Raw genomic sequence first — 25,768 nt, 5'->3', positions numbered from 1 at the left:
TTCCAGAATTGATTAAGGATGAAATGCTTGTTCAAAAGTAGCGGTGATGCGGTACATGCCGCCACCTAGCGGGGTGTTTGTTTGTTGAGTCACTTTCCACAGTGAGGCGGTACCAAGGGGTGGCGTCCACTCAAAAGCCTTAAAGCCTTGGTGATCATCAAGGAATGCGGTGATCGCTTCAGCCATGGCTTTATTTTTAGTAAACGTCAGTGGCCAGCTTTGGACCTTACTGTTGATACCATCGCCAACTGCCTGACTATAACCATCGCCAAACTGTGCGGTGCGGGTGCGATATTGGGTATCGCCTGTGGCACCATTATCGGGTGCCCAAGTGAATGTCTGCGGCATTAGCGATAACCTCCAGCCATAGTGCGGCCAATTTGACCATTAGGGCGTAAATCCTTCGCCAATAGCTCGCGGTATTTTTGCTCGACAAACTTACCTAGCTCGCTGCCGAACTGATTTAAGGCAGGGGTATCGGCTTTGGTGGTGGCATTACCACTTTGATCTATATTGACCTCAACATGCACCACACTCGCGCCAGCCGTTGCCGAGGCTGGCACGCCGTTATAGGCTGCGCCGCCAACTATGCCGCCATTGGCGTAGCCTTTATTGCCTTTGCGCATTGCTTCTACTGTGGCCACGCCGCCAGCTGCTGCCACATCACGCTGCGACCAAACGACCTCGCCTTTGTGAACAATGCCTGCAGGCTCGTATTTCCCGCCAAATCCAGTAAAGCCGCCGGATGAGAATCCAGTATCGCCAACCGCACCTCCATCTGCGAAACCACCAAACATATTTCCCACTAGACCAGCAATGGCTTTTTGCATGGCAATCTTGGCAATGTCAGCCAAGATAGACTTGGTTAACCCGGCAAAGTCGGCCTTACCTGTAGTGACAAAATCGGTAAGCGCGTCTGTCATACCACCAAAAGCCCCATCCATGAGGGTTTTAGTTTGTCCTGCCATGTCAGCCGCGGCATCAATGTAGTTTTGCATTGATGAACGGGCGCCATTAGTCCAATCGGCTTGCTTGGCGTCGAGAGCAGAATAGTATTCATCCTGAACGGCTAAACGTGCGGCTAGGTTATCTTTCAGCATAGAAAGCTGTTGCTGATATTCTTCGTCGGTAGTTTTACCTGCGAGGTTATCTGATAACGCTTTGCCCTGAGCACGTTCTACATCACGCTCAATCCCTTGGCGATCACCTAGGCGTTGTTGGGCTTTGTCACCAAGGCCAAAGGTAGCGAGCTTATCGGCGTTGCGCTGTTGCTCTGCGGCTAGGTTAGCAGTGAGATTGGCGCTGTAGCTTTGTGTTCGCAGGGCTTGATCGCGCAATTTTATTTGCTCTGCCAGTGCGACATTCATTTGGTTTTCGGCGCGGAGTTGGTCTTCTTTTGCTAGATAACTTTTTTGTTCAGCGGTAAGGATCTCTTTGTTTTTGATATCGGCGATTTGCTGCTCAAATTGCAATAGTTCTTTTTGTGCTTGCGTTAACTTAGTGCTGCTATCTAGCTGACCTTGCAAGCCTGCTTGGGTTTCGCGCAAACGCATGAGATACGTAGTGGCGGCATCGTCAGCAAAGGCTTTGGTCTTTTTAGCAGTGTCTTTGAACTTTTCTTCTATTGAGGCCAGATCACGTTTAATTTTTTCAGGGTCCAGCAAGGCACTATTCGCATCACCTTTACGCACCTTTTCGATATTGTCGTTATATTCCTTTATTGCCTTAGTGCGCTTTTGCTCATTGGTGAGGGTTTCATCGGTCACTTTGGCAATGGCACGCTGGGCCTCGATTGATTGCTGATTGATCTTGGCGCGATCGGCTTCTTCTTCAGCAATATCGTTTAAGACTTGCTGCATTAATTCTAAATCAGCAATTTGTTTTTCAAGCATCTCTGCTTGTTTTTTAGCGGTATCGAGATTCGGCTTGTAAGCGTCCGGAATAGCGCCAGTATTAAGCCCGCTGGTGTTAGCTAAAATATCGACTTTTAGCTTGGTTGATCCTGTTAGCCCGCTTAACTCTGCTTTTGCTTTGGCTATTTGATCGGCAATGGTTTCCTGTCGCCCTATTCCTGCCGCGGCGTCCCACGCTTCGGAGGCTGCACTTTTTAAGCCCTTCCAACCGCGTTCGATATAACCAAGGTTTGAGGTGATATCACCTGTTCTGTCGCTAATGGCATCGCTATATGCTTTAAAAACGAGATCAGCGGCCTCATTTGATTTACCTGCTTCTTTAAGAGCTGCGGCTTGCTCATAAATAGATGCGGTGAGGAAGTTATACTTTTTATTGAGTTCTTCAGCCGCTTTAACGGGATCATCAGCAAGTTTAGCAAACTCGGCGACCGTATCGGCGACCGCTTTGCCGGTGACATTTTCCATTTGTACGGCTGCAAGGCCGACTAATTCGATTTGACTGGCGGTAAACTTGCCAGTATTAGCAACCTCTGCCAGTGCAGCAGCGGCTTGGCGCTGAGTGCCGCTAATGGCATCAATGCGCTTGGCGGCATCCATTAATTCATCTGAAGTGGTACCTGCAGAATTGCCCGTCAGTATTAATGCATTACGTAGTCTATCTGCCTCAATACTGCCTTGGTAATAGGCCAGTGCCATTACGCCAGCGGCAGAAGCTGCAATGGTGAGTGGGTTAATTAATCCCAGTATGTAGCCGCCCATGGCTTTAGCTGCTGGGCCCACACCACCAAACATATCTTTTAACTGACCGCCTTGCTGCAAGAACACGGTCATGGGGTTTTGACCACCTTGGAGCGATACGGCGATATCGGTAAACTGAGCAGGTAACCCACGAGTTGCAAAGGCCATTTGTTTAGCTGACATGCCAGTTTTGTCGTACTCTGCACCCGTTTTGCCTAATTCGCTTCGCATAGTTGCTAAGCGTTTGGCATAAAGATCATATTCGCTGCCCGCTAAAGTGCCTGTCTCTCGATGCTTTTGGAGTTGTCGCTCCATTTTATCTAGCTTGGCGTACTCAGACACCAGTGGGTCAATCTGTCCCATTAGTCGAACTAGATCATTTTTTTGTTTTTGGGCTGCTCTAGCAACTTTATCCAATGACCGTTCGGCCGAGTCCATGCCAGCATTGAAGCTGCCTGTTTCTGCAATCAAATTTAGCGTTAAATTGCTTAATGAACGATTTGCCATTGGATGATCCTATTGAATATTTAGATTGGTTGGCCGTCCTTGGCCTTATTGCACTAATTTGAATTACTTTTTGATGGCACTGGCTTTTAACATCATAAGCACATCATCAACGGTGGCTTCTTGCTGCGGCGCTTCATCCAACTGGCTGAACAACATGAAGTGTTCAAGATCGGCTTTGCCGCCGTGAATGATATTGAGGTGGTGCATTTGCGCTGCGGCAATGCGTTCTTGCCGTGCTTGAAGGCTTAAGGGGCCGAACTTTGCTCGGTAGGCGATCCAGTTGATGACTTCTCGGTGTGTGAGGTTTTGCTGGGCCTCTTCAATGGTTCGTCCGCCAACGCCTGCGAGGACGAGCTCGTGCCAGAATTCGTCGTCGGCGGTAAGGCTTTTGGGTCAGGTTTCAGTCCAATGCCGTTGACTTCGTTAATCGCGCCAATTAAGGCGTAACCTAATGAGTCACAGATAGGGCCATGGGCGTCATTACCGAGGATATCGTCAACCTCAAATAGCGGCTTGCCGTGTTCATCGACAATGCTGGACACAATGCGCGAGGTTAGCCAGTCAACGCCGAGATTGTAGTTGCGGGCTTCGGCTTGAGCGGTGGCAAATGACTCTTTACGGATAAAAACTACGGCTTTATTGGTTTCACCATTAGAGTTTTTCCACGAAATTTCGCGGCGTTCTGGCTTTGCGGGAGAATAAGACCCCGACTGAATAAGGCTAGCAACACTTAATTCCATGTTTGTTCCTTGAGGATTAAGTTAATACGGTTAACAAAAGCCCACTGATTAAGTGGGCTTAATTCAGGTTAATCAGGCTTACCTATGATTAAGGCGTAACAGTCGCTGGCACCAACACAGGATCGCCAGACACCTGAATGCCGATGGTTGACTTAACCACATCGTTTTGTGCAAACCCAAATGGGTAGGCCGTCATAAAACCTTCGAAGGTGATCCAAGTACGGGTTGTAGGTAAGGTGAAGTCTTTAGTGGTAACAGTTGGCGGAGTGCCAACAGCATCACTGAAGCCAATCGCCCATTTTAGGGTTGTGCCTGCCGTTTTTAATTGATGCAAGCGCAGGTGGCTAGCTAGGCGTGGGTCAACGTTGATGCCAAAGGTGGCCGCACCAGGTGATTTTAGGCCTGATTCAAATTCACGGGCCATGGCCTCAAGCGGGGTGGTTTCGATAGAATCAACGGCGCTGTCAATACCATCAATACTGGTCACCGCGATGACGCCTAAAATGGAATCATCTGCCGGATCGATTGCATAGAGCTGTGTGCCCTGCGTTTTCATACTCATGTGTGTGCTCCTAACAATAGCCTTACGGCAGATACAAAAAAGCCCCTGCGGTTGCAGAGGCTTTGGGTTTTATGAAATGGTGTTTAGTGGGTTATCTTGTGACTATCCAATCTATGTCAAAGCTGTGACGATAATTGCCTGTTTCTTTGTCGCGACTATCACCGTTGTAATTGGTGGTATGCGCCTCTAATTCTGTGGCGAAGCGAATTGCATCACCCACAGCATTAGCCGAATTGCCTGAATCGGCATATACATCCACTTGCAGTGCAAAGGTGTCGGTATCGGGTCGGCCTGAGATATAGTTTTCTGGGCTACCACCGATCACCTGCCAAACAGCATAGGGCTTGGCTACGTTTTGCGGCGCTTGGCCAAAGGGATAAAGCCGTGTGGGATTGGTACCGAGTAAATCAGTTACTGCCGTGCTTTCTCGACACACGACAAAAATGGGCGCCATACTCATGAAAGTGCCTTATCGAGTTCTTTATCAAATTCAACCGTAAAACGGCCGATCACTTGATTGATGTTATTGGCCAGTGCCGGACGCATAAATGGCTGTGCTTGGGCGTGTTCGGTACCGAACTCGACTAAATGCCAGTGTGGGGTATTACCGCGCGCACCTTCGTCGGCGTTCGGTGTAGGAATACGGCCGCGATTAGTTGCAATACCCACTCGATACATGATCACGCCTTCGCTTTTAAATAGCCGGCTAGCAAACTGCAGGGTGACGTTGTCGCGAATGCGCCTACCTGTTTTGGGGTCGTCCACATTGAGTGAATTTTCTTGAGCCGTTTTTTTGACGATGCCAGCAGCTTTACGCAGCGCGGTACGTGTACCCGTATCAAGCACGGTTTGGCTAACCTTATTCATTTTGGCTTTAACTTCTTTTAAGCCAATGAGACTGAAATCGAATTTTGCGGCCATCTTAAAGCCCCTGATTAACGCCATCTTTGCAGCGTAATCGCCACTCTTGACGCCCTGTTATGTCGGTTTCTACTGATTGAATATCGTAGGTTCTGCCATCCCATAAAATACGGCATTGGTATAAGAGGCTTAAATCAATGGGGAACCAACGAAAATTAATTCTTGCGCTGGTTTCAGCTTGTTTGGCATCTGCCGCAAATAATTCTCGACCAGCGCCGGTTAATACCTCTGCAGCGAGCTTATCGAGGGGTTTTACCCCTAACATGAGGGTTTGCCATTCGATGAGATCACCACCTGATTGGGGATCCTGAGTTTTTATCGGTTGTTGGATATGCACCCGATGACGTAAACGATGCGCTAGCATTAGATACCCCAACCAATTCGATAAGGCGTTAATTTTATTTCTGCTGCTTTGCGCAGTTTTGCCGCATCTTCTGGTGTTGCTTGATAGTTTGCTTGCAGTAAAATCATTACGCCCATAGTGATACTTGCTGGCAGCTCTGCAGTCGTCTCATCAAGCAAAATAGTAAGGGATTCCCTTCCCATAAATTGACAGGCCTCATCCTCGGCGGCATTGAGCAATAATTGCAGTTTGGCATCATCCTCATCGTGGATAACGTCAAGAAATTGCTTGGCTTGCTCTAGGGAAATGGTGCTCACTGAGGACTCCTGAATAACGGATTAAGCTTTAGCTTTTTTTGCAGCAGCGGCAGCAGCCTTAGCGTCTGCGTCTTCTTTTGCCTTGGTTTCAGCTTCTGCAGCGGCCTTAGCGTCAGCTTCTTCTGTTTTTTCTTCCGGTGCGCGCTCAACTAATTTGTTGTGCTTTAGCTCATTGAAATGATGTTCATCCACTTCAAATGGTTTTGATGCCCGAGTTTTTACTTCCTTTTCAAAGTAAAAAGACTTAATTGCAATGGCGAGAACTTTAGCCATGGTATTGCTCCTATAAATTGGTATTGATAAAAACGACAAAGGCCGAAGATATTCGGCCTTTTTGCTTTTAGTTATCAGTTAAGTGATTTTGTGCAGTTAGGCGAAGGTGAAATCGCCAGTGACAAACGCTTCAGGACGATAAACCGCAAGTGCTAAACGTTCTTCAGCACGGATAGTCACCATGTTTAACTCAAAGTCTTTGTCGTTCTCGGTAGAAATTAAGACTTCAATATCCATACGGTCATAGATCTGCGCGCCCATTTGGAAGGCACCGACTAAGAACTCGTCTTGCACAATCGCTGAAGTTTCTACAACTGGACGATTCCACAAGGTTGCGAATGTTTGGCCTTGAGGTTTACCAATTAAGTAATTCCCATTGCTATCTTTAAGCATTTCAATCACAGCCCAGTCGATCGGATTGAGTACGATACCGTCGGAGGAGTATTCAGCTAAAGCAGCTTGTAGCATTGCAAGACGAATGCGGTCAATATGCTGCTCCGCAATGACTGTTGCACCTGCTGGTTTAACGTAAGCACTGGCTTGCGGGATAATACCGTGCAGGTTAGCGCCAGTATTGTTGCCGTACAGCAGTTGCGTTTCTTCAGCAAGCATTAAGCCGTAACGAGCACGAGCATCGATGTAGCTAGCTAATTGCTCGGCATCATCCAAGATTTGGCGGCTGGCTTTAAAAAGATGCGGGATGGTACGTACTGCATTATTCACTAAACCAAAAGTGATATCAGAATACGGTTTTTGAGTATTTTCAGCAGTTGGGGCCGCATTATTGGTAAAGCCAGTTTCCTTCACATATTCAACGCTGTTGCTACCAGTTCGACCTGGTGCAATCAAATCGCGAATCGTGAAGGTGCGCTGTGGAGGTGCAACGATACCTGCCATACGATCAGGACGAACTAATGCACCGCCTGAACCTGTGGCGGATGTAATCGCTGAACGTGGCATTTGCACACGACGACTACCACGGAAAGAGCTGTTTACCCCTTCCATTTCTTTGTCTTTCGCTACTCGCTCACCGATCGACATTTCACGTTCTTCTTGCTGACTTTGCGGCCCCTTAAGCAGCTTTTGCTCAGCTTCTTGCAAGCGAGCTTGCATGGAACCCTGCTCTAACAGCAGCTTATCGACCTTATCGCGGGTTTCGGCATGCATTTCACCAGAAGCCTTGATCTGCTTATTGGTTTCTTCTGCCGCCGATTTAATTTGATCACCAATCTTAGTTAGATTGGCACCTAATTCTTCTACTTGTTTTTCAAAATTTGGGTTTGGCATAATCGCCTCCAGTTATTTAGATAAAATGGTGTTTGATGCGTTGATTAACGCAGTTAGATCGGGGGCGACAGCGTTTTGCGTATCGGACACATCAGCATTTAGCGTGATGCCGCCAGCAGCGCTCGGCGTACTGGACTTTAAATCTTGCAATAGTTGACGGCGTTCACTGCGCGGAACGCCTGCTTTTGCCATGGCGGCATCGACTTTTCGTAGTGAGTTCGCGCTGGTGTTGTCGGTTGATTCGCCAATTTCAGCAGCGGATAAAGTGCCAGCCGCAAAGCCAAGTTCTACGGCCTTTTTGCCGCGGATAAAGGTTTCTTCATCCATCATGGTTGCTATGGCTTTTTCACTCTGCCCACTGCCTTCAACATACAAATCGACCATGGCAGCATCGAATTCTTCCATGTCATCAGCAATGTTTCGCAATGCATGGCGGTTACCGATGGCAAATACCCAGCAGTTGTGGATCATCAGAAAGGCAGAGCTGGCGACAAAGCGCGCATCATCAGCACCAGCCATGTAAATGACGGATGCGGCAGAAGCAGCAAGGCCAAGCACTTTGGTGGTCACTTTACCTTTGTGCTCAAGCAAGCGGTTATAAATGGCGATACCTTCGAACATATCGCCACCGGGAGAATTGATGTAGACGGTCACATCTTTATCTGCGCCGATACTGCGTAGCGCAGCATCGATACGCTTCAGTGTGACGCCTTCGCCATACCAGTCCTCGCCAATGATGCCGTAAACCGTAATGGTAGATTCAGTGTTTTCAACCGCGGCCTGAATCGCTGGGTTCCACAGCTCTTGCGCGCGCGGAGAAATATCGCAGCGCACTCCGCTCTGCGAGAAGCTTTTTGGAAATGGCATGGTTTACCCCTAATTGTCTTGATTAAGCCAGCTATTTAATGCGGCTTGTACTTTTGCAGATTCAGATTGAGCACCCAGCTGATCAATGGGGGCTAAGTTGGTTTGAACAGTTAACACATCGGCATTGCCGCCACGGCGCGGTAAGTTTTCTTTAACGCGGCAATCGTCACGGGTGTAAATACCGTTTTGAGTCATTTTGCTGTAGAACTCTGCTCGTGATGCGCTATCGCCACGAAGCAGGGCTTCAAGGTTATATTGAGCGTACTGAGTTTGACGCTGTGCTGGAGTGAGCAAGTTGATGCTAATTGACTGCTCAATGCGGCGGATCCAAGACGATAACGTTAAGGTGACAAAGCCGATCATCTTTTGCTCTAACCCTGTGCCCCAATTGCTATCTTTACCACCAAAACCAATTAATGAAGGGTCCACTAAAAACCAGCGGCATATTTCTTCTACGCTGTAGTTTCGCGACTCGAGTAACTGTGCATCAATAGGGTTAATTCCGATCAACTCGGGGCTAACACCTTGCTCAAGTACGGGGGATTTACCCGCGTTCATTGCGCCAGTGATGGTTTTTACATATTCGCGAAATTCCACACGTTGAGGTGCAGTCATTATTCGGTCAACTTTAAAGGCGACTGTCTTTGTCATACCATTTTTAAAGGTGTTAGCACTGACATCTTCTGCTGACATAGCGCCGCCAAACACATTGGAACCATAGGAAATAGTCGATAAGCCAATCAAACCATCGAGCGAGAATGCGGGAATGTGCATCATGTTTTGCTTTTCGATTTGACGCTTTTTACCTTTTCTTGGCGTGTACCAATACACTAGGCTGCCGTTGTCGGCGAGATCGATATCCATGCGGTGTGGCATAAGGAAATCGAGCGCGATAATGTCAGCCCCTGAACGGTGGATCTCAATGAATGCATTGCCCTTTAGCAGTAAGGAGGCAATGACGGCCTCCCAAAACTGCATTGCTGTCATATCAGCATTTGGCTTAAGACTTAATACATTCGATAGGCTGCTTTGAACCTGTACTCTGCCGCCATCACTTTGGCGCTCGTATAGCCCCAGCGGCAGCATAGCAACGGTTTCAGCAATGCGGCGAACACAGGCCCAAACTGCAGCAAGCTGCATGGCGGTATTAACATTAACCGTTTTGCCGCTTTTTGAGGTTGCCATTAATTGCGACCAAAAATCACCGTCTGTGAGCCTTAAGGTTTTACCCATAAAACTATCTAACGATGCAAATGGCTGGCTAGCGGCTTTCGCAATGACTGAACCTAATGAGTTGGTTGGTTTCACGCAGTCATTCCTTTACGTAAAAATGAGGCGCTAGCGAATGCAAATAATGAACCCGCTAGTAATGACCAGCCAAGCCCAAAAAGAATGTAAACGCCTGCGACAGCCAGTAATGAACCTGTGAGCGCTAGGGCAATGAATAGAGCAAGTGGTGTGTTCATTAGTAAATTGGGTCCCTTATCGCTGCTAACCAATCTTCGGTATCATCTATGCCATCTGACTCTAATGCCGTTCCAACTGCCATTGCGGCGGCGACTACGCCATCGATGCGGCCTGTGGATTTTTTCTTGGTAAAAATACGGTTGTCTTTGGCGTCGGCCTCAAGCACTGCGCTTGCTGCGTTCCACCTTAGGCATGGGTTGGTTTTGATTCTGATCTGCTTACTAGTGATCAGCTTTTCGAACTCTTCAATTGAGCGTGGCATCCACAGGTTTGATTCAGATGCTTTGTAGTAGCCCTGCCCGTGCTTAACCAGCGGGATAAACACGTTTGCCTCTGTTAGCGCTGGCGTTAAATAGTTAATACGATATTGGTCGAAGCCGATGCATTTGATATTGAACTGTGCTGATAAGTCGGCGATGCGTTCGGCGACAAAGCTGTAGTCCACTGCATGCCCGGGTGGTGCATGGATAAAACCATTCCTTAACCACGATGAGTACGGCACGTTATCGGTGCGTTCTCGGTCAAGCAAAGTGTCTTTTGGCGTCCAAAACTCGACTAACAACGTTTTTACTCGCGGGAAGTAAAGCGCTAATGCCGTTAAATCTCGGGTACCGGATAAGTCGAGTCCGCCGTAGCATTCTTCGCCGTAAAGCTCGCTGATATCAAAATCATCTTCACAATCTGTCCATGTGTCGGCTGATAGCCAAGGTGAGGCAGAATCGACCCACTGACAGAAGTTTAAGCGCCGAACAATGCTCTCTTTGGCTGGCATGCCCTTGGCTTGGGTAACCTGTTCACGCAGATATTTAAGTGTGAAGGTGTGCCCAAGTGACGGATTAGCTTTTTGCCAACAACTTTCATCATTGATTGGGTCGTCACCTTCATCGAGAGAACAGATAAAGGCGAAGAATGAGTCATCTTCTTTGGTACCCGCACAAATGGCCTTGCCGTATTCGTGGTATGAGTAACAAACGCTGGTGCGGTCGTGGCCTGAGTTGGTGATCATGAAGATCAACGCTTGCTTGCGGCCTTTTGTGCCGGCGCGCATCATTTCAACGACGTTGTTGTTCTTGTGTTCGTGTACTTCGTCAATCAGCGCCATGTGCGGACGTGGGCCTGATTGACCGTTGTCTGAACTGATTGGCCTAAAGAATGAGTTCTTTTCGAGATAGGCTAGGTTCCAAACGCTCTGGCCTGTTCCCGATTTTTTTAATCTTGAGCTTAACTGCGGCGATTGGTTGACCATGGAAACCGCATCGCGGAATAAGATCATCGCCTGATCTTTTTTGGTCGCCGCGGCATAAATTTCCGCACTTGCCTCGCCATCAGCGACTAAACCATAAAGCCCTATTCCACCTGCGAGCGGTGATTTACCGGAACCCTTGCCACTTTCGACATAACACATGCGGAATCGGCGGGTATGGTCGGCATCTTTCCAACCAAACAAGGAGCCAACAATAAAGGCTTGCCAATCTAGAAGATGGAACGGCTTACCTTCGTGATCACCGCCACTTAAGCGCAATACTTTTGGGAAAAAGCTGATCGCGCGGTTTGCTGCGGCTAAGTCAAAATAAAGGCCACGTTCGTGGCCTGTTTCTAAGTCTTTTAAATGCCGTTTACAGGCGTTGCGGATGTCTGGCCCCGCTAAGAACTCACCTGATGCAACTTGCTTGGCCCAACGAGTGACGCGATCTTCTATATCATCCGAAGAATTCGTCGACTTCGTCTTTTTTCTTGGCGCCATCAGTTACCTGTACTTTGCTACGGGCTGATGGTGTTAGCCCAAATTCAACGAGATAGGCTCTAAAGCGCCGATCGGCATCAGCCAGCATTTGCACGGCGGGGTTAGCCTTCATTAGCATTTGCTCGACTTGCGTTAATGCTTTGGTTTCGTCATCAACGGTTTCGGCGATGATTTTGATACTTTGGTAGGTTCTGCCGTTTTGCTTAATTTCGTCTCTGAGCTCAAGGATTTCGGAGTAAACATCACATAAACGCTCAAGGGCCATACCATCTGCGAGGGTAAGAACGCCCATGTCTTTAAGCAGTAGGGTAAGTTTCTTCCATGCAGCTTTGGCTCTTGGGCTTAAGTGAGCTGGCATGCGAGGAATACCAGCTTGCAATTTCGGCTCTTTTTTATTGAGTGGCCGCTTGCCTGGGTTCCCTGTAACTAGCTTGAGCGCAGTGGGGGTGGATTTTCTTCCTGCTGCCACTTTTCACCTCAATTAATCTTGTTCCAATGGTGGTTGGGGTCTGTAGGCTTGCCGCTTTCATCAGCGCCAGGCTTTACCCCTCTATTCTCCATTATTTTTTTAGTGCTATCGTGGCAAAGCTTACAAAGCGGTTGCCAGTTATTGGTGTCCCAGAACAAGGCTTGATCACCTTGGTGTGGAATTTTGTGGTCCACGACTGTCGCGGCTGTGATCTTGCCTTTTTGTTCGCAGAAGCAACATAGCGGATTTCGACTTAAGAATGTTTCTCGGGCTTTTTGCCAACGTCCACCATAACCACGTTCAGCGGTTTTACGCTTGTCATCACGCCAGCTAGGTTTTTGACTCATAACTCATCTGAGCCATCTAAATAGCCTGATAGGTTTTCTTCTTCTGGACCTGTGGCCATCATCTGATCAACGATTTCAAGATTACTGTTTACCAGCTGACTGATCGCTGTAGTTTGGGCGTTAATGGCGGCGGTTAAGGCTTTCATTTGCTCAATTAAATCGTCGTGAGTACTTTGATTGATAACTGGTGGCTTGGTACTTCCCTGAAATGTTGGGTATGCCGCATTTAATGCAGTGACATCAACCCAATCAGCGGGTACCAATGGCACTAATGATTTTGCGCCATTACCAATATCAGATTCGACAGCTGGAACTGAAACAATGGCGCCATTAAAGACCACTACGACTTTATTCATTGCCATCATCCATATTGATTACTTTTAAGTTGCCTTGTTTAATCGCGGCCATTCTCGCTTCGTGAAATTCTCGGTTTTGCTTTTTCTTTTCTCGCGAGAGGCGAAATTGAACTACGAATAAAGCGATTGTTGATGCGATACCAAGCAACAACGCAATATTATTGAGTGACAAAAAGCCGCCTATTGCTGTTGAGATCGAAGCAATATAGCTTCCGGTTGTCGTAGCTTTATCCATAATTGGCGCCAATGGTTTGATATTCATTGTTAGCCTCCGATCACTCGGTAGACAGTTTTGATTTTTGCTCGTTAATCCAGTTTTCTAGTGCTAGCAAATCTCGGTCACACAATGAAATCACTTCAATCAACGAATTGGTGTATTCAGAAAGTTCTTGGTTTTTCTTGCTGGAATATCGTGGCGCTAGGCACTGGCTGATCAGTTCCTGTGGTGGAAAAACATACTTTATCTTGGTGACGGTAACGGTTCGCACATCTGGCTGAACGCTCGAGCACCCTATTAAGATCTGCAGGGATATCAGCAGAACCCCAAGACTTCGTTTTTTCATCACTGGCCCCGTTAAAAATTTGCTTCAATTCTTTATTACTTGCTGCAAATTCCTGCTTAATTTCATTTCGATCACGTTCTCGATCGCTTAATGCTTTCGCTAATAAGCTAAGGCTAGATAACAGGTTTTCTTTATCTTTTTCAGCAACTTCAAGCGAGTCTGAAACAGAGGTCAAATCCTTTTGCAAGTTTTCCCTTGATTGCTCTGATCTAGCCAAATCACTCTTTAACAGTGCTATTTGACCCTGATTTATCGTCAAAAACACACCTAAAGCCAGAATAGTAACGACCAGCAAACCGATAACTAACGCAATGATTTTATTCTTTAATGTACTGAACATTTTCAAGACCTTCCTGCGCCAGAAAAAAAGGTTTCATTTCGCGGTTTTGTATAAAGATGGGAGCGCACGGTCAGTTAGGCAAAAGCCCCAAGGTTTCGACCCGCCCCACCCCCACTGACAACGCCTCAACCGATTCATAGGCGTTGATTTCAGGGCTTTTACCGAAAGATTTGAACGCTGGCATCATGAATTTAAACCATTCAGTAATCGCTTCTAATCGCGTTGTGTTGGATATTATTTAGAGTGAATCTACTGCAGTGAGTCAAGGCAGCGCTTATGCCGCTCTTGCACTCGAACCCAGACGCCATAGCAGCGCTTGTTGCCAGGCGTTGAACAGTCATAGCCAGCGACAGTGCGATATTGAGGAAGCAGAAGCGCATCACATGCCTGTTGATATTCACCCTTGATTACATGATCACGCATGGGTGAGTTAGACCATCGGCCAATGCCGTACTGATAAACCCAGTCGATATAAAGATCGTAAGATGCTTGGTTAAGCTCGGCGTTCGGTAAGCTATTGCGGAAGCGTTCCTCATCCTTTGAGATGTGAGCCTTAGCTGTTGTCAACGCATTAATAGGGGTGAATTTCTCACCAAGCTTTACTGGCCTTCCATCGGCGTGATACGTAGAACCAAAGCCGCCAGTCGGCCTATCTCCTTGCACCGGCACTGTAGCGAGTGGCGCAAACCCTTCTGAGGTGACCAAGGTAATGAGTGCTGCAGCTGATAGGCTAAGGCCTGTGACTATCATCTTATTGCGCATTGAATTTGCCCCAAAAAAAAGCCCCAGCAGGTGCTGAGGCTTGATATCAAAAATGATGGAATTTGGTGGATTTGAACCACATCACGTACCTCGCTTTAGCTATTCGCTCGAACGGTATATGACATGCATAGCAAAAGCAGGCATTCCAATGCGGCTTAGTTTCCTTATCCGCCTCAAATCCTGCTACTAATTCCATATAAATCTATGCCTATAAAACGCAAAAACCACCTTTAAGGTGGCTTTAGATGCTTTAATCCGCATTGTTATAGCACGATAGTGAATTTATGCAGCTAGGTCAATAGTGTTAATAAACCTCTTCACTAGCCTCTTTAGCTTCATTAAACGGTATCATCATCCGATCCTTGTCGAAAACTTGAGTATTCTCATTCCAACTCTCTTGCTTCATCGTATGGTAAAACGTCTCTGCAACAACGACACCATCAAACAGCTTCATAAAACTATATCTGCCATCAATCAACTGTTCATAACTAAGTGAATCAACATCTTCAGTTTGTGATACTGGCAATAGGTTCCCTGTGAGAATTGGTTTAGGAAACTTTTCAGCAAACCCAAAGTTCATATGGTCATCTTCAGTAACAACATCAAAATAAACACCATGCTCTTTTTCTGAACTTGGAACAAAGCTGACATCTACATTTAGCAAATAAAAAGACGGTGAGTAATAAAAGTCATCGTTAACTTTAACGTGAGGCGGGTTATGAATGTATTTAACCCCGATTAAATCAAAAAACTTTGCCCACTGCTTTTCCTGTAAACTTCTAAAAACCATAAGATCCTCACCATCCATGTTAATATTTATACTTATCACTTAACTGATTTAAGTTCTTAAGATACTAAACTCATCCCATAGGCAATGTCTATTCCGGTTGGGACGAACACAATCTTAAGCCCTATCTTTTTGGCGTAGTAATACTCGGCGGTGGCGCCATCTGAATTGCGCCAACCGGGCAACATCACAATCTCATTGCAGGCGCGGATCATGGCGTAACAGATATCCATATACTGCGGTTCAGTGAGCCCAACTGGCAACCCTGCAGAGTGCAACACTACTCTGCCCGTTGCGGCCAATTCCTCTGCTGCACTAAAGAACGCCAGCTTATTGACCTCGACGTTGCCACTGATTGGTCCAGCGATATAGGTGGCAATCACTTGCCACCTCGCTTATTAAACCTGTATAGCTTTACATAGCGCTTAAAAAATAGCGGGATCAACCCAATGCAATGAGTTCTGATCTTATCGTGTTGCTTAGATATATCCGACAAACACTCTTGGCAAACCTCTTTAATGTCAGCGGTTTGATATTGTCCACTTAGTGGGGTGGTTGGCTTTTTGGCACTACAAATATCACAGGCCATTAGCATTACCTCCAAACAGTGCCTGGCGATAATACTTAAGCTCGGCGATTGATTCTCTAATATCTGCCAACGCTTCATGCTTATATTGCTTGGCTGCTATCGCCTCTTTGGCTAGTTCTGGCGCCCATGCCATGGCAGCGAGTGCTAATGCTGAAATATCCAATTGACGATAATGCATGAACTGGTGCAGCTCTGGCATTTGGCAAAGTATGAACGAACGGTCAAACATGATGGAGTTACCAGCGAAGATCACCCCTTGTTTGGTTTCTCGGTCATATGCCTCAATACCCATTTGGCGAAGATGGTGGATGATCTGCTGTTCAGCCTCAAGTAACGACCAAGCAGACTGACGTACTTCATCAAGCAAGCCGCTCTTGGTGTGTGTATCAATCGCCCATTGATGTGATCGGCTAATTGCAGCCTCATCTTGATGGATCACAACTCTCAGCGCAGAGCCCACCTGATTGAGTTCTCTATCGGTAACGACTAAGGCAATTTCAAAAATTGGGTAATACTCCATACCCAACTGACCGTTATCAAGGCGACCATTAAGTCCGCCAGTTTCAATATCGCCAAATAAAAAGTAACTATTCATGAAAGTGCTCCTTAATTTCCTTGCCTATTTGAAACTGAAATGAATTAGGTTCATCAGGGTATAAGATTGGCCTCATCGTACCCTCAACGACATGGAATAGTGACATTAGCCATTCCATTGGTGCCCATTTAGTCGCCACCCAGAAGTCACCTTCTATATCGCCAAGCCATACAGGGATGCCATAATATTTCCCATGATGACTAAAACCCTCCGCTATAGCCTGTTGTTCTGTCATGTAGCCAACCGCTTTTAAAACCTTCGCTTTACTCATTAAATATCTTCCCTTTGTGAAGATGCATAAACTAACCCGCAAACCACTTACACCAACGGTTTAGGCTGTTTTACAATTAATTCCTGTCTTGGCACTGTCTTGATTCACACGAACAATAAACGGGTTATAAATTGCCATTAAATGACTGTGCCACAACTCAATTGCAGCCCTCTTTTGGTCTGCTAAATAGGTATGGATATACGCTTGATCTAGCTTGGTCATCGAATGATTTAACATCTGCTCGGCCACCATGTAATCAATGCCTAAGTCAGCCCAACACGACCTTGCTAGCTTACGTAAATCATGGGCAGTCCATTCACTGTTACTCACTTGCTTAACCAAACTATTCGCCGACCGTTCATCTAATCCACCATTGCGACAAGGATGCGGAAATAAATACCCGCCGCGATACCCTGCTGCTTCCTGCGTGGATTTATGCCAACGTAATACATCAGCCATTAATAGGGTGATCGGGATAGTCAGTTGGGCATGTGTTTTAGTAATGCCGGCAGGGATCACCAACTTAGCATTGGCCTCGTCGTAGTAGGTCCAGCGCAGTAAACGGGTTTCACCGATACGGGTACCGTAAGCCAGCATGATAAAAATCAGCATGGCGGCGCCATCGTTAGCGTTGCCGATATTAGTCAGCAGCTGCAGCAGATCAGTGGATTGTAGTTTTGGCGGCTTAGTCGCAATTGGTGTCGAGATAAAATCGGTAAAACTCAATGATGCCAGCGGATCATCACTAATCAACTTAAGCACTGTCGCCTGTTTAAATGCCTTACGTAAAATCGCGTAATACTGGCGAACGCTGCCCAATGCGTAGCGAGCCTGCAGGGGCCAAATCAATAACTCATCAACCTTATGATGATTAAGCTCACTCAGCATCACATCACCCAGCACAGGGATTAAGTGCTTGGTGATGGCGCACTTGATATTGCGTTTACGCTTCAACGATAAACTGGTATCCGTTTGTGACCGGCTTAAATACCAATTTAATAATCCCCCGCAACTTAGCCAGGTATTAACCTTCACACTCTGATCTTGCCTATGCTGCATGCTGAGCGACGGTAAATCATCCAGCATGGCCTTAGCGCTAACTAGAGGCCAATCGGCAACCTTAGCCCAATTTGCCTTGCCGTCTTTATAGGTGATTAAGTGCCAGCTACCACGGCTGCGTGAACTCGCCAAACGTAGTCTCAGCGGGAATCTTGGGTCCCTGATTTCAGTAATAGACTGATCGGCAACCGCCCGTTTAATGGCGGCGTCACTTAACGCAATACAGGTCACGGCCATTAGTCACACCTCAGGTTAGTGCGGCAATCCGCGTAAAAATACTCGATGGCAATGGCCTCTTTATCTGCAGGTGATAACCCCACCTTAAACAAGTCAGCAATCAGTTTTTCAATCAACTCAAACTCAGTCAGGATCAAGGATTGCTGCAGCTTAATCAGCTCATTATTGGCTGTTACATTCACGCCAACACCGCCGCATTGATCGCAGCAATGCAGCTCAAACATCGGCCTAACTTTGCCAACTCCGCGGCAGGTTCTACACTTGGGCAGCGCATTGATCTGGCGTTTAATTGCCTCTTTGGCAAGCACCATCGCTTTATATTCAGGCGTTGATAACACGCCGTCTTTACAGAGCAAATCAAAGCGTTCATTTAATACGGACTGCTTGGCGAGTACCGCCATCAAGCGTTTGTTCTGGCGTTCTAGTGGCTCGATGCGGTGGCTGTCAGCATTACCAATTGCGGCATTAGCATCTAATTCATCACGGATCACTCGCACTGCAGCCTGAACGCCACAGGCCAAATCAACCGAGCCCATAGACTCGAGTTGATCGGCCTCTTTAACCAGGCGCTTAACTAAGTCGTTTACTGTCTCAATCATTTGGATAGCCTCTCGGCTAACGCTTTGTTGTGCTCATTAACCGCTTTCTCACACTCTTCAGTGCTATCAAATTGATACACAAGATCACGGCTGCGACCTTCATCATGGGCATAAAAATGAGCAAAGGCGGTGCGGCGTTCTATCCTTGTGACTTTCTCAAGTTCTTGCTTACTCCAGCGGCGAGTGTGCCTTGTGTAAAGAACACGACCTTGCTGCCAAGGTACGTCATTAAATGTAAGTCTGTTATCTGGTGTACTCATTAGTTCACCTGCTCATTTTCAGCAGCGACTAAGCGCAATACCCGCTTTGCATGGCGTTCTGCATCGGCTTGATGATGGTGCAGCGTGTCGACGCCGCTCATGTACTTGTCGTAAAAATGCTGGCTAAATTGTTCTGTGGTGATCTTGGTACCGCTTAAATCACAAAACGATTTAGTCAGCTGCTCAACCGTGTTCAACATCTTTCCGGTACCGCAGCAATGCTGGCACTCACCATTACGGTGATAATTCAGCTTAGTGCCATGGCACTTAGTGCAAACGCGGGATCCACAAACCTCATTCACGGCCAGCTTTGCCAACGCAGTCGCCGCAACAGGCCTAAAGTCGGTTTCATACTGTTTGGCTAAGGCGTTGATCAGCAAATTCTCGGCATCAATATCGCCGCAAATACTGGCCTCTAATACTTTAACGCCGACTAAATACTTACCCTGCACCTGCGCGACAACACCCATAGCATCCTCCTTACTAAAAACCCCTTTGCCACCGACTGCCGCACCAATGGCAACACCACGGGGCGACAGCAACTCAAATAAGCGCTCTATCGATATCATCGGTCAGTCCCTTGAGGTGATTGCGCAGTCGGTGCCGCACTTTTGTGAATAATGGCCAGTGCTATGCGAAATACACGGCTCTCTTTCGATTCCAGCGGATCAATGCGCGAACCCGATTTCTTCCCATTCGCATTGCCACTGCGGCGATCAGTTCGCATAAGTTGGCGTTCGATTAGTGCTGCACTTAATCTGCGGGTACCTATGCCAGCTTGTTGTGATGCAGCAATAACTGGCAACCCTTCAACAACGTAAAGCGTCACAGCCATCTCAAGCTTGCTGTTATCAGTTACATTCGTACGTACTAACCCACGTTTAGCCAAATGTGTTGATAAAATATCTTTACTGATCTGCGATTTTTTTGCGGCAACTAAAATTGAGCAACCTTCATCTAGGTAAATAGAAATGGCCTGTTCAAGCCGCTCAGTTAGAGTTTTTTTTAAATATGGCATTATTCCCCCTGCCAAAACATGGCGATCAGTGCAGCATCGCGAGTGTCGGCATTACTGCGCCCCGTCCAACCGGTGATCTTGTTAAAATAAACACTGCTATCCTTGGCTTTTTTAATCGGACCACGCAGCGGTTTCACCAAAGTGACTTTGATGCCCTTATCCTCAAGCACTTCTTTAATCAGTCTGGCCGTGGCTTTCACCTTGCCCAAATCCTCGGCAATACTCATGTTAACCTTGGCGTTAGATCCGCTTTGGCTAGGTGCATGGCCAATGTAGGCAAGCAAGCAGTTTTGCCCTTTAACCGACTGCCTTAACCGCTTAGGGAATACCGGCTTTTTGTTATCCACATCTTCAAGCAATACCGTGCAAGTTGAACTAGCGGCAGTGAGAACCACAAACTCAATCAACTCGCTAAAACCCATACTCTTAAGCGTCACTATTTCGTTGTTAACTACAGTCGCCACACCGCTTTTAGTGAGGTCAGGATCAATGCCTATTCGAATCACGCCACTACCCCTCTAAAATGTTTCGACTGCTCCACTAAAAACCGATTCGCCTGAAAGCGACCATCACGCCCACCAATGGCAAATAAGCGTTCGTACTCGATCGACACTGAATGCTTAAACTGCTGAGGAATAACAGACATGTGCTTTTGAATCAGCTTGGCGTCTGAATCACCACTACGGCAGTGATAAAACAGCGGGTATTCACGCGCACACCGAAATCCTTGTGCCAGTAGATCTGCTGCAGAGTGCTGAGTCGGCACAAACAACACGGCATCGTTAACCGCATCCTTGACCGTGATAGGATCCGCTGTTGGCGAAACAATCGCGCTATAAAAATCAGGCGCATCTGCAGGTAACGGTTTAATTGCCAGAGCCATTTGCAGTCCTTAGCCCAAACTTTTGGCGCAGATCAGCGATAATCGAACATGCCTTTTGATTTTCAACTGGCTTGTTTACAGGGGCAGCAAGCGCCTTAGGAATGCACGCATCAAAGCTTTCGCCCTTCACAGCTCGGCGGCACATCACCTCGTAATTACGTTTAAACAAAGGCCACGTTTGCTGTTCAGTACGGTTTTGCAACTCATACCAACCCGTTTCACGGCCAGCGGCAAATACAGCGCCATGGCTCCAATTGTGCTCACTTGGCCATCGACCATGTGAACAACACTCACGGTAAGCTTGTTCTGCATTAGGTAAGCCCAACTGCTCAGGTGTAGGTGTGCACATAGCAACGAACTCGGCTGGGTTAACGCTCCACGGCGCGGTCGCTGCGCGTTGTTTAAACGCCTCAATACCGATCATAACCTCACCCACACTCAAACCTGCCTCGCCAATTTTGCTAACAAACTCCGCCACTACACTGCCAAGCTCAGCACCAAACCGATTGCTAAAATCACGACTGTACAGGTTCATAGTCGGCATCAATTGTGTGGCCACTACCGTGGTGATCTGTTGACTGCTCGAGCTGCTCTGCCATTTCCCGCAGTTCGCGGAATACTCTGGCTGTGGGGTTCTCATAGCGTTGATTGTGTGCGGCAGAATCGTTTGCAGTGGTTTCATGTGATGTTCTCGCTAGCAGTTTGGCGTTAAGTTTGTCCCATTGTTTACGTAGGGTTTTTGGGCATAACACGTTGCTCGCCCAAAATGAGTCGGTATTGGCAAACTTAAACAGCTTGCAGATTTCATGGTGAGTGCGTTGGTCTTGCACACGCATTAAACGTACTTGGTTAGCCCAGTCAGGCCAGTTAGGCTGCTTTGCAGTGGGGTTAACAATCAGGACTTTGTTGAAGATGTACTCAGCACAGGTTAAATCGTCCTGAGTGCCCCAAAGTTTGCCATTCGGAGTTTGAACAGCAGCATCGAGTTTTAATGGCTTGTCGGTCATTGCGACAGCAATGTTCGACGAAGAGATCTTTTGTATTTCTTTTGTATTAGTGTCTTTCTTTTGTATCTCTCGGTTATGACAACCTACGCTGTCGGTTTCGACAATGGCATTGTCAGAATCGACAATAATATTGTCGGTTTTAATAGTGGATTTTTTACCGTTAATCGAATGCGACTTCTTGTCTTGCCACGCCGAAACAATCGGGTTAACACCAACTTTACGGCCATCTTTTATGATGATATCGCGCGCAGTAAGCGACTTAATCGCATGACAAATATTGCTCGTTGTAATACCCGTCATGTCGGCTAATTGCTCTAAGCAAACCCAATCAGTAGCCTTGCCATAGCCGTAGGTTCTACGGATCACAGCAAACACAACACGGCTTTCACGATCACTCAATTTCGTTCGGCACAGGGCATCCACCAGCGTATTGGAGAGTCGTAAATAACCATCATCCAAGTCTGCTTTCACCACCCCACCCCGCGCTTGTTGTTTGTGCTCAGCAACGGGCCGTAACGGCACCACATTGCTGCCACCAGCATCATGATTGACGCTAAGTTCTTGTTCTTGTAACATCTGCCTTACCTCGGCTTCCTGTAACGTTGCTCGGTATTAAGCCCACAGCCTCCACAGCTCTAGTGGGCTTTCTTATTTCAACTGCACTGCACTACCTGAAAACTGATACCCCGCATCCAGCACCCGCGCCGCAATACCCTCAGCACTAGTAGTCGGTGACGTGCGGATCACGTTCGCCAGCAAGGCAATTTCATGATCCCGCTCAATGCGAGAAAACTCGGAAATTTGTTGATTACGCTCAATGCGAGCGAACTCGGCATCTTCTTCTGGGGTGTAGGGAATATTTGCGCAGGAGTTATCAGTTAACTGATTTGCATCAACCTTTACCGCAATAACTGGATCGTAAGCTTTCATCACACTCTCCCATTCGCTTTTAACCGCTCATGGTCATGGCGACAGTCGGCATCACAAAAATGTTGTTGATGAGGAATTGGGCTCTTGCAGTAATGACAAAAACCAGTAAACGGCAATGAGGGCAGGCGAACGCCCAGCGCGGCCTTAATGTGAATGTCATTCTCAATGGCAGCTACATCTGCAATATCACTCATGCTGTGCGCTCTTTAGTTAGGGTTTCTGACCCTATTAGAGGATCGCTAATCTTGGTCGTGTGAATCACACCAGCAAGTTGCCTTTCTTCAAAATCAGGCAATTCCCGAACTTGGCTGCTCACCACGGCTTTAAGCGACAGCACTTCGCGCACTGTGTTGGTGAGCTCGCGGCCGATGCGTTCAAACTCGTCAGGGGTGATCACCCCATCAGCGCGGGAGTCACGGATTTCAGCCAGTGCAATACCCATCTGCTCGCTAATCAATAACAGCTGATCGCTTAACTCTTCATCGCAGTTAACCGCGGCAGGTAGCTTAACGAACACGCCACCACGGCTATGGCACCACGCCGACACAATACGGTCGTCATCGGCCAACTCAGTTAGATGAATCGCATCACGCAAATACAAGTGATTGCTGTCGTTATCAGGGTTGAGCTTGTTGTACATCACACCGGGCTGCTGGAATAAATCCTTAGCCAGCTTATCTACACCGTAATCGTGCCCAAGCGCATGGGCGGCATAGAGTGGATCGGTACATGAGAGACTTTGGCGCTTTAATGTTAGTTTACTCATAGGGTTAGTTATCCTGTTTAGACACTAGTTAGCTAGGCAACCTGAGATGCTGAATTGGATTCAATGGCTTTATCAGCATGAACCTTCAATTCACCACCCGTTAAGCGCTCAAGCTGAAAGGCACGAAGCTCAGGAACTTCTTCGCCCCACTGAGAAACAGCAGACTTATTAAGTCCCAAGGCTTCAGCAAGTTTGATGCTTGAGCCGAAGTAATTAATCGCGTCAGTTTTTTTCATATTTAGTTCCAGCTTGGCTATGACGTTTATTGAATTGAACAGAAGTTTAGATCAGTAAACTAATTTTGTATAGGACTTTCAACCTCGAAAGGTTTAGATTGCTTAACTATGGATATGTCAGAAAGAATCAAGAGACGGATGCGAGCACTTAGCTTGAAGTCCGTTGACTTAGTAAAACAAACAGGCGCCTCTAAAGGTGCCATTAGTCATTGGGTAAATGGCACAAGCCAACCATCAGGTGAAAACTTATTTTCGTTGGCACGCTGCTTACAGTGCTCGCCAGAGTGGTTGCTTACGGGTGAAGATGAAGACAAAAAGTCGGAAGTGAGAGAGGCGAATGCGCATTGGCATCCGGGCTTTGAACTATGGGATAACGATACGCCATTAAGAGATGATGAAGTGGCATTACCGTTTTTTCGTGAAGTAGAATTGGCCGCAGGTAATGGTTCTACCTTTATCCAAGAAAATGGCGATTTCAAACTGCGGTTTGCTAAATCAACCCTTAAAAAGAGTAATGTTGATCCGCAATATGCGGCCTGTGTGACGGTCTCTGGTGACAGTATGCTGCCAGTTCTACAGCACGGCACTACAGTCGGCGTCGATACCAGTAAAAAAACCATCATCGATGGTAAAATGTATGCCATTGATCACGACGGCATGTTGCGAGTGAAAATGCTCTATCGCATACCTGGTGGCGGCATTCGCGTTAAAAGTTACAACAACGACGAATATCCAGATGAAATTATCCAACCAGATCAAATGAGTAATTTCAAAATCATTGGCTGGGTGTTCTGGTGGTCGGTTTTAAACGTTTGGAATAACTAGCAAATACTTAAAAGGATTTTCAATGAGACTTATCACTGCCTCAATACTTTTAGCGTTACTCACTGGCTGTGCTACCTCAGCAGTGACTATCGATAAAGCCGTACCTGTGCCAGCAGAAAGGGTGTTACTTAAAGCCACTGACAACACAAACGCCAAAATCACCATTATTCGTGATAGCGGCTTTGTGGGTGGAGGTTGTTATATTGATGTCTACTTAAACGATACGTTAGCTGCCAAGCTGGATACCGCTGAAAAAGTCACTTTTAACGTGATGCCAGGCGAATTGATCTTAGGCTCGCAGCCTTCAGGCACTGCCCTCTGCAATGGCGCCAGTATCCGACACTTTGAAACCAGCATAGGCCAAGGGCAGCACAAACTATATCGAGTGATGACAGACCAGAACGGCAATCAACAAATCATATCAGGCGGTATCGCCAGCAACTGATGTCATAGGAAAAGTAAATAAAAGGAGTTATTTATGTTTGTTTTAAGAATGATCATCCTCATAGCATTAACGGGCTACAGTTATGGCATGGGCCAAACGCCACCTAATCAGCTTAATGAATTTGGAACATTTGTTTCCGCATCGTTTTTCCTACTAGCGCCAGTGCTTTACTTCTACCCCATGTATGAAGCCTATATACATAAGCAACCTAACTTCTTCTCAATATTCGCCCTAAATCTGTTTTTAGGCTGGACCCTCGTCGGCTGGGTTATTGCGCTGGTATGGGCAGTCAAAAGCCAAGAGCCCGTTAAAACTGTCACAGTCAATGCACCTACTGCACCCACACCACCACCTGAACAAAAAAAGATGAAGCAATGCCAGTATTGTGCGGAAGACATTTTACTCGCAGCAAGAAAGTGTAAACACTGCGGCAGTGATTTAAGCTAAAAGCATTAAAGCCATCATCTCCATCTATCAGCCCTACTCCTTTTACGGTCTGACTTATTGCGCCGCCTGCCGATACCAGCATGATACTGATCTGCAGGTTCAGGTATACAGCGCAGCCTATCTATCAAAAAATCCCTTTCGTTTGACGTAACGGCACTCACCACATCGATATTATTTGCCAACAGCCTTAGCGCACGACTCAGTGCACTTCCTGATCCGATCATGCTGCCAATAACCACCACTCGCATTTTACTACCCATTCTAAACCTCACCTCTTAAGTAACCCTCTAAACCAAAA

General features: G+C 47.0%; 42 protein-coding genes. 3 read left to right on the top strand and 39 right to left on the bottom strand.

Going from position 1 to position 25,768, the window contains the following annotated elements; all coding sequences use genetic code 11:
• Positions 1-12: 12 nt before the first annotated feature.
• From FW758_RS05785 to FW758_RS05595, 39 genes are all read right to left on the bottom strand, one after another.
• Positions 13-348, bottom strand: coding sequence for a phage tail protein (locus tag FW758_RS05785; RefSeq protein ID WP_446444883.1), 336 nt, complete (start codon positions 346-348; stop codon positions 13-15).
• Positions 348-3,158 (bottom strand): phage tail tape measure protein, encoded by a 2,811-nt coding sequence (locus tag FW758_RS05780; protein WP_446444882.1) that lies wholly within the window; start codon positions 3,156-3,158, stop codon positions 348-350. Before FW758_RS05780 ends, FW758_RS05785 begins: the two co-directional genes overlap by 1 nt.
• 63 nt (positions 3,159-3,221) lie before the next feature.
• Positions 3,222-3,365: a hypothetical protein gene (locus FW758_RS05775; RefSeq protein ID WP_087486469.1), complete on the bottom strand. Its 144-nt coding sequence runs from the start codon at positions 3,363-3,365 to the stop codon at positions 3,222-3,224.
• 38 nt (positions 3,366-3,403) lie between these two features.
• Positions 3,404-3,898: a phage tail assembly chaperone family protein, TAC gene (locus FW758_RS05770; protein ID WP_446444881.1), complete on the bottom strand. Its 495-nt coding sequence runs from the start codon at positions 3,896-3,898 to the stop codon at positions 3,404-3,406.
• 88 nt (positions 3,899-3,986) lie between these two features.
• Positions 3,987-4,460 (bottom strand): phage tail tube protein, encoded by a 474-nt coding sequence (locus FW758_RS05765; RefSeq protein ID WP_012587916.1) that lies wholly within the window; start codon positions 4,458-4,460, stop codon positions 3,987-3,989.
• 91 nt (positions 4,461-4,551) lie between these two features.
• Positions 4,552-4,920 carry a DUF3168 domain-containing protein gene (locus FW758_RS05760; RefSeq protein WP_012587917.1) on the bottom strand — a complete coding sequence of 123 codons (369 nt, stop codon included), beginning with the start codon at positions 4,918-4,920 and terminating at the stop codon, positions 4,552-4,554.
• Positions 4,917-5,381, bottom strand: coding sequence for an HK97-gp10 family putative phage morphogenesis protein (locus FW758_RS05755; protein WP_446444880.1), 465 nt, complete (start codon positions 5,379-5,381; stop codon positions 4,917-4,919). The genes FW758_RS05760 and FW758_RS05755 overlap by 4 nt, the downstream gene beginning before the upstream one ends.
• 1 nt (position 5,382) lies before the next feature.
• On the bottom strand, positions 5,383-5,745 hold the full coding sequence (locus FW758_RS05750; protein WP_012587919.1) for a head-tail adaptor protein: 363 nt from the start codon (positions 5,743-5,745) through the stop codon (positions 5,383-5,385).
• Positions 5,745-6,041, bottom strand: coding sequence for a head-tail connector protein (locus tag FW758_RS05745; RefSeq protein ID WP_071938897.1), 297 nt, complete (start codon positions 6,039-6,041; stop codon positions 5,745-5,747). Before FW758_RS05745 ends, FW758_RS05750 begins: the two co-directional genes overlap by 1 nt.
• 21 nt (positions 6,042-6,062) lie before the next feature.
• Complete coding sequence (locus FW758_RS05740) at positions 6,063-6,314, bottom strand: hypothetical protein (protein WP_446444879.1); 252 nt, start codon at positions 6,312-6,314, stop codon at positions 6,063-6,065.
• 96 nt (positions 6,315-6,410) lie between these two features.
• A complete protein-coding gene (locus FW758_RS05735; protein ID WP_446444878.1) occupies positions 6,411-7,601 on the bottom strand; it encodes a phage major capsid protein in 1,191 nt (396 codons plus the stop codon).
• Between the two features lie 12 nt (positions 7,602-7,613).
• A complete protein-coding gene (locus FW758_RS05730) occupies positions 7,614-8,468 on the bottom strand; it encodes a head maturation protease, ClpP-related (protein ID WP_012587923.1) in 855 nt (284 codons plus the stop codon).
• 9 nt (positions 8,469-8,477) lie between these two features.
• A complete protein-coding gene (locus FW758_RS05725) occupies positions 8,478-9,776 on the bottom strand; it encodes a phage portal protein (protein WP_446444877.1) in 1,299 nt (432 codons plus the stop codon).
• Positions 9,773-9,934, bottom strand: a complete 162-nt coding sequence (locus FW758_RS05720; RefSeq protein WP_432368310.1) for a hypothetical protein — start codon at positions 9,932-9,934, stop codon at positions 9,773-9,775. Before FW758_RS05720 ends, FW758_RS05725 begins: the two co-directional genes overlap by 4 nt.
• Entirely contained in the window at positions 9,934-11,679 is a 1,746-nt protein-coding gene (locus FW758_RS05715) for a terminase large subunit (protein WP_446444876.1), read from the bottom strand. The genes FW758_RS05720 and FW758_RS05715 overlap by 1 nt, the downstream gene beginning before the upstream one ends.
• The gene (locus FW758_RS05710; RefSeq protein ID WP_446444875.1) at positions 11,636-12,148 is read right to left on the bottom strand and encodes a phage terminase small subunit P27 family; all 513 of its coding nucleotides are present in this window, start codon (positions 12,146-12,148) and stop codon (positions 11,636-11,638) included. The genes FW758_RS05715 and FW758_RS05710 overlap by 44 nt, the downstream gene beginning before the upstream one ends.
• Before the next feature lie 8 nt (positions 12,149-12,156).
• Positions 12,157-12,495, bottom strand: a complete 339-nt coding sequence (locus FW758_RS05705) for an HNH endonuclease (RefSeq protein WP_432351228.1) — start codon at positions 12,493-12,495, stop codon at positions 12,157-12,159.
• Positions 12,492-12,851, bottom strand: a complete 360-nt coding sequence (locus FW758_RS05700; protein WP_446444874.1) for a hypothetical protein — start codon at positions 12,849-12,851, stop codon at positions 12,492-12,494. Before FW758_RS05700 ends, FW758_RS05705 begins: the two co-directional genes overlap by 4 nt.
• On the bottom strand, positions 12,844-13,113 hold the full coding sequence (locus FW758_RS05695) for an HP1 family phage holin (RefSeq protein WP_012587930.1): 270 nt from the start codon (positions 13,111-13,113) through the stop codon (positions 12,844-12,846). Before FW758_RS05695 ends, FW758_RS05700 begins: the two co-directional genes overlap by 8 nt.
• A gap of 13 nt (positions 13,114-13,126) precedes the next feature.
• Positions 13,127-13,315 (bottom strand): hypothetical protein, encoded by a 189-nt coding sequence (locus FW758_RS05690; RefSeq protein WP_446444898.1) that lies wholly within the window; start codon positions 13,313-13,315, stop codon positions 13,127-13,129.
• Positions 13,230-13,754: a hypothetical protein gene (locus FW758_RS05685; RefSeq protein WP_173496335.1), complete on the bottom strand. Its 525-nt coding sequence runs from the start codon at positions 13,752-13,754 to the stop codon at positions 13,230-13,232. Before FW758_RS05685 ends, FW758_RS05690 begins: the two co-directional genes overlap by 86 nt.
• 249 nt (positions 13,755-14,003) lie before the next feature.
• Complete coding sequence (locus FW758_RS05680) at positions 14,004-14,516, bottom strand: glycoside hydrolase family protein (RefSeq protein ID WP_446444873.1); 513 nt, start codon at positions 14,514-14,516, stop codon at positions 14,004-14,006.
• Between the two features lie 304 nt (positions 14,517-14,820).
• Positions 14,821-15,306, bottom strand: coding sequence for a hypothetical protein (locus FW758_RS05675; protein ID WP_446444872.1), 486 nt, complete (start codon positions 15,304-15,306; stop codon positions 14,821-14,823).
• 56 nt (positions 15,307-15,362) lie between these two features.
• On the bottom strand, positions 15,363-15,686 hold the full coding sequence (locus tag FW758_RS05670) for a DUF4406 domain-containing protein (RefSeq protein ID WP_446444871.1): 324 nt from the start codon (positions 15,684-15,686) through the stop codon (positions 15,363-15,365).
• A 195-nt stretch (positions 15,687-15,881) separates the two neighbouring features.
• Positions 15,882-16,487: an oligoribonuclease gene (orn, locus tag FW758_RS05665; RefSeq protein WP_446444870.1), complete on the bottom strand. Its 606-nt coding sequence runs from the start codon at positions 16,485-16,487 to the stop codon at positions 15,882-15,884.
• Positions 16,480-16,758, bottom strand: a complete 279-nt coding sequence (locus tag FW758_RS05660) for a hypothetical protein (RefSeq protein ID WP_446444869.1) — start codon at positions 16,756-16,758, stop codon at positions 16,480-16,482. The genes orn and FW758_RS05660 overlap by 8 nt, the downstream gene beginning before the upstream one ends.
• 60 nt (positions 16,759-16,818) lie before the next feature.
• On the bottom strand, positions 16,819-18,054 hold the full coding sequence (locus FW758_RS05655; RefSeq protein WP_446444868.1) for a tyrosine-type recombinase/integrase: 1,236 nt from the start codon (positions 18,052-18,054) through the stop codon (positions 16,819-16,821).
• Positions 18,054-18,653, bottom strand: a complete 600-nt coding sequence (locus FW758_RS05650) for a hypothetical protein (RefSeq protein ID WP_446444867.1) — start codon at positions 18,651-18,653, stop codon at positions 18,054-18,056. Before FW758_RS05650 ends, FW758_RS05655 begins: the two co-directional genes overlap by 1 nt.
• Positions 18,650-18,913: a hypothetical protein gene (locus FW758_RS05645; RefSeq protein WP_446444866.1), complete on the bottom strand. Its 264-nt coding sequence runs from the start codon at positions 18,911-18,913 to the stop codon at positions 18,650-18,652. The genes FW758_RS05650 and FW758_RS05645 overlap by 4 nt, the downstream gene beginning before the upstream one ends.
• Positions 18,913-19,482, bottom strand: a complete 570-nt coding sequence (locus tag FW758_RS05640) for a TIGR02642 family protein (RefSeq protein ID WP_446444865.1) — start codon at positions 19,480-19,482, stop codon at positions 18,913-18,915. The genes FW758_RS05645 and FW758_RS05640 overlap by 1 nt, the downstream gene beginning before the upstream one ends.
• Entirely contained in the window at positions 19,479-19,931 is a 453-nt protein-coding gene (locus tag FW758_RS05635; RefSeq protein WP_446444864.1) for a hypothetical protein, read from the bottom strand. Before FW758_RS05635 ends, FW758_RS05640 begins: the two co-directional genes overlap by 4 nt.
• Positions 19,931-20,437: a hypothetical protein gene (locus FW758_RS05630; RefSeq protein ID WP_446444863.1), complete on the bottom strand. Its 507-nt coding sequence runs from the start codon at positions 20,435-20,437 to the stop codon at positions 19,931-19,933. The genes FW758_RS05635 and FW758_RS05630 overlap by 1 nt, the downstream gene beginning before the upstream one ends.
• A complete protein-coding gene (locus FW758_RS05625; protein WP_446444862.1) occupies positions 20,434-20,814 on the bottom strand; it encodes a hypothetical protein in 381 nt (126 codons plus the stop codon). Before FW758_RS05625 ends, FW758_RS05630 begins: the two co-directional genes overlap by 4 nt.
• Complete coding sequence (locus FW758_RS05620; RefSeq protein WP_432287634.1) at positions 20,798-21,349, bottom strand: replication protein P; 552 nt, start codon at positions 21,347-21,349, stop codon at positions 20,798-20,800. The genes FW758_RS05625 and FW758_RS05620 overlap by 17 nt, the downstream gene beginning before the upstream one ends.
• Positions 21,330-22,397 carry a replication protein gene (locus FW758_RS05615; RefSeq protein WP_446444861.1) on the bottom strand — a complete coding sequence of 356 codons (1,068 nt, stop codon included), beginning with the start codon at positions 22,395-22,397 and terminating at the stop codon, positions 21,330-21,332. The genes FW758_RS05620 and FW758_RS05615 overlap by 20 nt, the downstream gene beginning before the upstream one ends.
• Positions 22,398-22,469: 72 nt before the next feature.
• Positions 22,470-22,751, bottom strand: coding sequence for a hypothetical protein (locus tag FW758_RS05610; protein WP_259581639.1), 282 nt, complete (start codon positions 22,749-22,751; stop codon positions 22,470-22,472).
• Positions 22,751-22,945: a hypothetical protein gene (locus tag FW758_RS05605; protein WP_446444860.1), complete on the bottom strand. Its 195-nt coding sequence runs from the start codon at positions 22,943-22,945 to the stop codon at positions 22,751-22,753. The genes FW758_RS05610 and FW758_RS05605 overlap by 1 nt, the downstream gene beginning before the upstream one ends.
• Complete coding sequence (locus FW758_RS05600; protein WP_446444859.1) at positions 22,942-23,517, bottom strand: phage regulatory CII family protein; 576 nt, start codon at positions 23,515-23,517, stop codon at positions 22,942-22,944. Before FW758_RS05600 ends, FW758_RS05605 begins: the two co-directional genes overlap by 4 nt.
• Positions 23,518-23,549: 32 nt before the next feature.
• Positions 23,550-23,753, bottom strand: a complete 204-nt coding sequence (locus FW758_RS05595) for a Cro/CI family transcriptional regulator (RefSeq protein WP_259574265.1) — start codon at positions 23,751-23,753, stop codon at positions 23,550-23,552.
• A 108-nt stretch (positions 23,754-23,861) separates the two neighbouring features.
• Here FW758_RS05595 and FW758_RS05590 point away from each other — a divergent pair, with 108 nt between their 5' ends.
• The 3 genes from FW758_RS05590 to FW758_RS05580 are packed head-to-tail and all read left to right on the top strand — an operon-like array spanning position 23,862 to position 25,470.
• Complete coding sequence (locus tag FW758_RS05590) at positions 23,862-24,578, top strand: S24 family peptidase (RefSeq protein WP_446444858.1); 717 nt, start codon at positions 23,862-23,864, stop codon at positions 24,576-24,578.
• A gap of 22 nt (positions 24,579-24,600) precedes the next feature.
• Positions 24,601-25,023, top strand: coding sequence for a hypothetical protein (locus FW758_RS05585; RefSeq protein ID WP_446444857.1), 423 nt, complete (start codon positions 24,601-24,603; stop codon positions 25,021-25,023).
• Positions 25,024-25,056: 33 nt separating this feature from the next.
• Positions 25,057-25,470 (top strand): superinfection immunity protein, encoded by a 414-nt coding sequence (locus tag FW758_RS05580; protein ID WP_446444856.1) that lies wholly within the window; start codon positions 25,057-25,059, stop codon positions 25,468-25,470.
• Positions 25,471-25,768 lie beyond the last annotated feature (298 nt).

The sequence above is a fragment of the Shewanella sp. 1180_01 genome (assembly GCF_052850535.1).
The sequence above is the reverse complement of the archived record's forward strand: the minus strand, read 5'-3'. Positions and strand labels throughout refer to the sequence as shown.

What these genes read in the sequence shown, in the direction of transcription:
- FW758_RS05785 (WP_446444883.1), bottom strand. Translation starts at nt 348, where the DNA reads ATGCCGCAGACATTCACTTGGGCACCCGATAATGGTGCCACAGGCGAT.
- FW758_RS05780 (WP_446444882.1), bottom strand. Translation starts at nt 3,158, where the DNA reads ATGGCAAATCGTTCATTAAGCAATTTAACGCTAAATTTGATTGCAGAA.
- FW758_RS05775 (WP_087486469.1), bottom strand. Translation starts at nt 3,365, where the DNA reads ATGCACCACCTCAATATCATTCACGGCGGCAAAGCCGATCTTGAACAC.
- FW758_RS05770 (WP_446444881.1), bottom strand. Translation starts at nt 3,898, where the DNA reads ATGGAATTAAGTGTTGCTAGCCTTATTCAGTCGGGGTCTTATTCTCCC.
- FW758_RS05765 (WP_012587916.1), bottom strand. Translation starts at nt 4,460, where the DNA reads ATGAGTATGAAAACGCAGGGCACACAGCTCTATGCAATCGATCCGGCA.
- FW758_RS05760 (WP_012587917.1), bottom strand. Translation starts at nt 4,920, where the DNA reads ATGAGTATGGCGCCCATTTTTGTCGTGTGTCGAGAAAGCACGGCAGTA.
- FW758_RS05755 (WP_446444880.1), bottom strand. Translation starts at nt 5,381, where the DNA reads ATGGCCGCAAAATTCGATTTCAGTCTCATTGGCTTAAAAGAAGTTAAA.
- FW758_RS05750 (WP_012587919.1), bottom strand. Translation starts at nt 5,745, where the DNA reads ATGCTAGCGCATCGTTTACGTCATCGGGTGCATATCCAACAACCGATA.
- FW758_RS05740 (WP_446444879.1), bottom strand. Translation starts at nt 6,314, where the DNA reads ATGGCTAAAGTTCTCGCCATTGCAATTAAGTCTTTTTACTTTGAAAAG.
- FW758_RS05735 (WP_446444878.1), bottom strand. Translation starts at nt 7,601, where the DNA reads ATGCCAAACCCAAATTTTGAAAAACAAGTAGAAGAATTAGGTGCCAAT.
- FW758_RS05730 (WP_012587923.1), bottom strand. Translation starts at nt 8,468, where the DNA reads ATGCCATTTCCAAAAAGCTTCTCGCAGAGCGGAGTGCGCTGCGATATT.
- FW758_RS05720 (WP_432368310.1), bottom strand. Translation starts at nt 9,934, where the DNA reads ATGAACACACCACTTGCTCTATTCATTGCCCTAGCGCTCACAGGTTCA.
- FW758_RS05715 (WP_446444876.1), bottom strand. Translation starts at nt 11,679, where the DNA reads ATGGCGCCAAGAAAAAAGACGAAGTCGACGAATTCTTCGGATGATATA.
- FW758_RS05705 (WP_432351228.1), bottom strand. Translation starts at nt 12,495, where the DNA reads ATGAGTCAAAAACCTAGCTGGCGTGATGACAAGCGTAAAACCGCTGAA.
- FW758_RS05700 (WP_446444874.1), bottom strand. Translation starts at nt 12,851, where the DNA reads ATGAATAAAGTCGTAGTGGTCTTTAATGGCGCCATTGTTTCAGTTCCA.
- FW758_RS05695 (WP_012587930.1), bottom strand. Translation starts at nt 13,113, where the DNA reads ATGAATATCAAACCATTGGCGCCAATTATGGATAAAGCTACGACAACC.
- FW758_RS05685 (WP_173496335.1), bottom strand. Translation starts at nt 13,754, where the DNA reads ATGTTCAGTACATTAAAGAATAAAATCATTGCGTTAGTTATCGGTTTG.
- FW758_RS05680 (WP_446444873.1), bottom strand. Translation starts at nt 14,516, where the DNA reads ATGCGCAATAAGATGATAGTCACAGGCCTTAGCCTATCAGCTGCAGCA.
- FW758_RS05675 (WP_446444872.1), bottom strand. Translation starts at nt 15,306, where the DNA reads ATGGTTTTTAGAAGTTTACAGGAAAAGCAGTGGGCAAAGTTTTTTGAT.
- orn (WP_446444870.1), bottom strand. Translation starts at nt 16,487, where the DNA reads ATGAATAGTTACTTTTTATTTGGCGATATTGAAACTGGCGGACTTAAT.
- FW758_RS05660 (WP_446444869.1), bottom strand. Translation starts at nt 16,758, where the DNA reads ATGAGTAAAGCGAAGGTTTTAAAAGCGGTTGGCTACATGACAGAACAA.
- FW758_RS05655 (WP_446444868.1), bottom strand. Translation starts at nt 18,054, where the DNA reads ATGGCCGTGACCTGTATTGCGTTAAGTGACGCCGCCATTAAACGGGCG.
- FW758_RS05650 (WP_446444867.1), bottom strand. Translation starts at nt 18,653, where the DNA reads ATGATTGAGACAGTAAACGACTTAGTTAAGCGCCTGGTTAAAGAGGCC.
- FW758_RS05645 (WP_446444866.1), bottom strand. Translation starts at nt 18,913, where the DNA reads ATGAGTACACCAGATAACAGACTTACATTTAATGACGTACCTTGGCAG.
- FW758_RS05640 (WP_446444865.1), bottom strand. Translation starts at nt 19,482, where the DNA reads ATGATATCGATAGAGCGCTTATTTGAGTTGCTGTCGCCCCGTGGTGTT.
- FW758_RS05635 (WP_446444864.1), bottom strand. Translation starts at nt 19,931, where the DNA reads ATGCCATATTTAAAAAAAACTCTAACTGAGCGGCTTGAACAGGCCATT.
- FW758_RS05625 (WP_446444862.1), bottom strand. Translation starts at nt 20,814, where the DNA reads ATGGCTCTGGCAATTAAACCGTTACCTGCAGATGCGCCTGATTTTTAT.
- FW758_RS05620 (WP_432287634.1), bottom strand. Translation starts at nt 21,349, where the DNA reads ATGAACCTGTACAGTCGTGATTTTAGCAATCGGTTTGGTGCTGAGCTT.
- FW758_RS05615 (WP_446444861.1), bottom strand. Translation starts at nt 22,397, where the DNA reads ATGTTACAAGAACAAGAACTTAGCGTCAATCATGATGCTGGTGGCAGC.
- FW758_RS05610 (WP_259581639.1), bottom strand. Translation starts at nt 22,751, where the DNA reads ATGAAAGCTTACGATCCAGTTATTGCGGTAAAGGTTGATGCAAATCAG.
- FW758_RS05605 (WP_446444860.1), bottom strand. Translation starts at nt 22,945, where the DNA reads ATGAGTGATATTGCAGATGTAGCTGCCATTGAGAATGACATTCACATT.
- FW758_RS05600 (WP_446444859.1), bottom strand. Translation starts at nt 23,517, where the DNA reads ATGAGTAAACTAACATTAAAGCGCCAAAGTCTCTCATGTACCGATCCA.
- FW758_RS05595 (WP_259574265.1), bottom strand. Translation starts at nt 23,753, where the DNA reads ATGAAAAAAACTGACGCGATTAATTACTTCGGCTCAAGCATCAAACTT.
- FW758_RS05590 (WP_446444858.1), top strand. Translation starts at nt 23,862, where the DNA reads ATGGATATGTCAGAAAGAATCAAGAGACGGATGCGAGCACTTAGCTTG.
- FW758_RS05585 (WP_446444857.1), top strand. Translation starts at nt 24,601, where the DNA reads ATGAGACTTATCACTGCCTCAATACTTTTAGCGTTACTCACTGGCTGT.
- FW758_RS05580 (WP_446444856.1), top strand. Translation starts at nt 25,057, where the DNA reads ATGTTTGTTTTAAGAATGATCATCCTCATAGCATTAACGGGCTACAGT.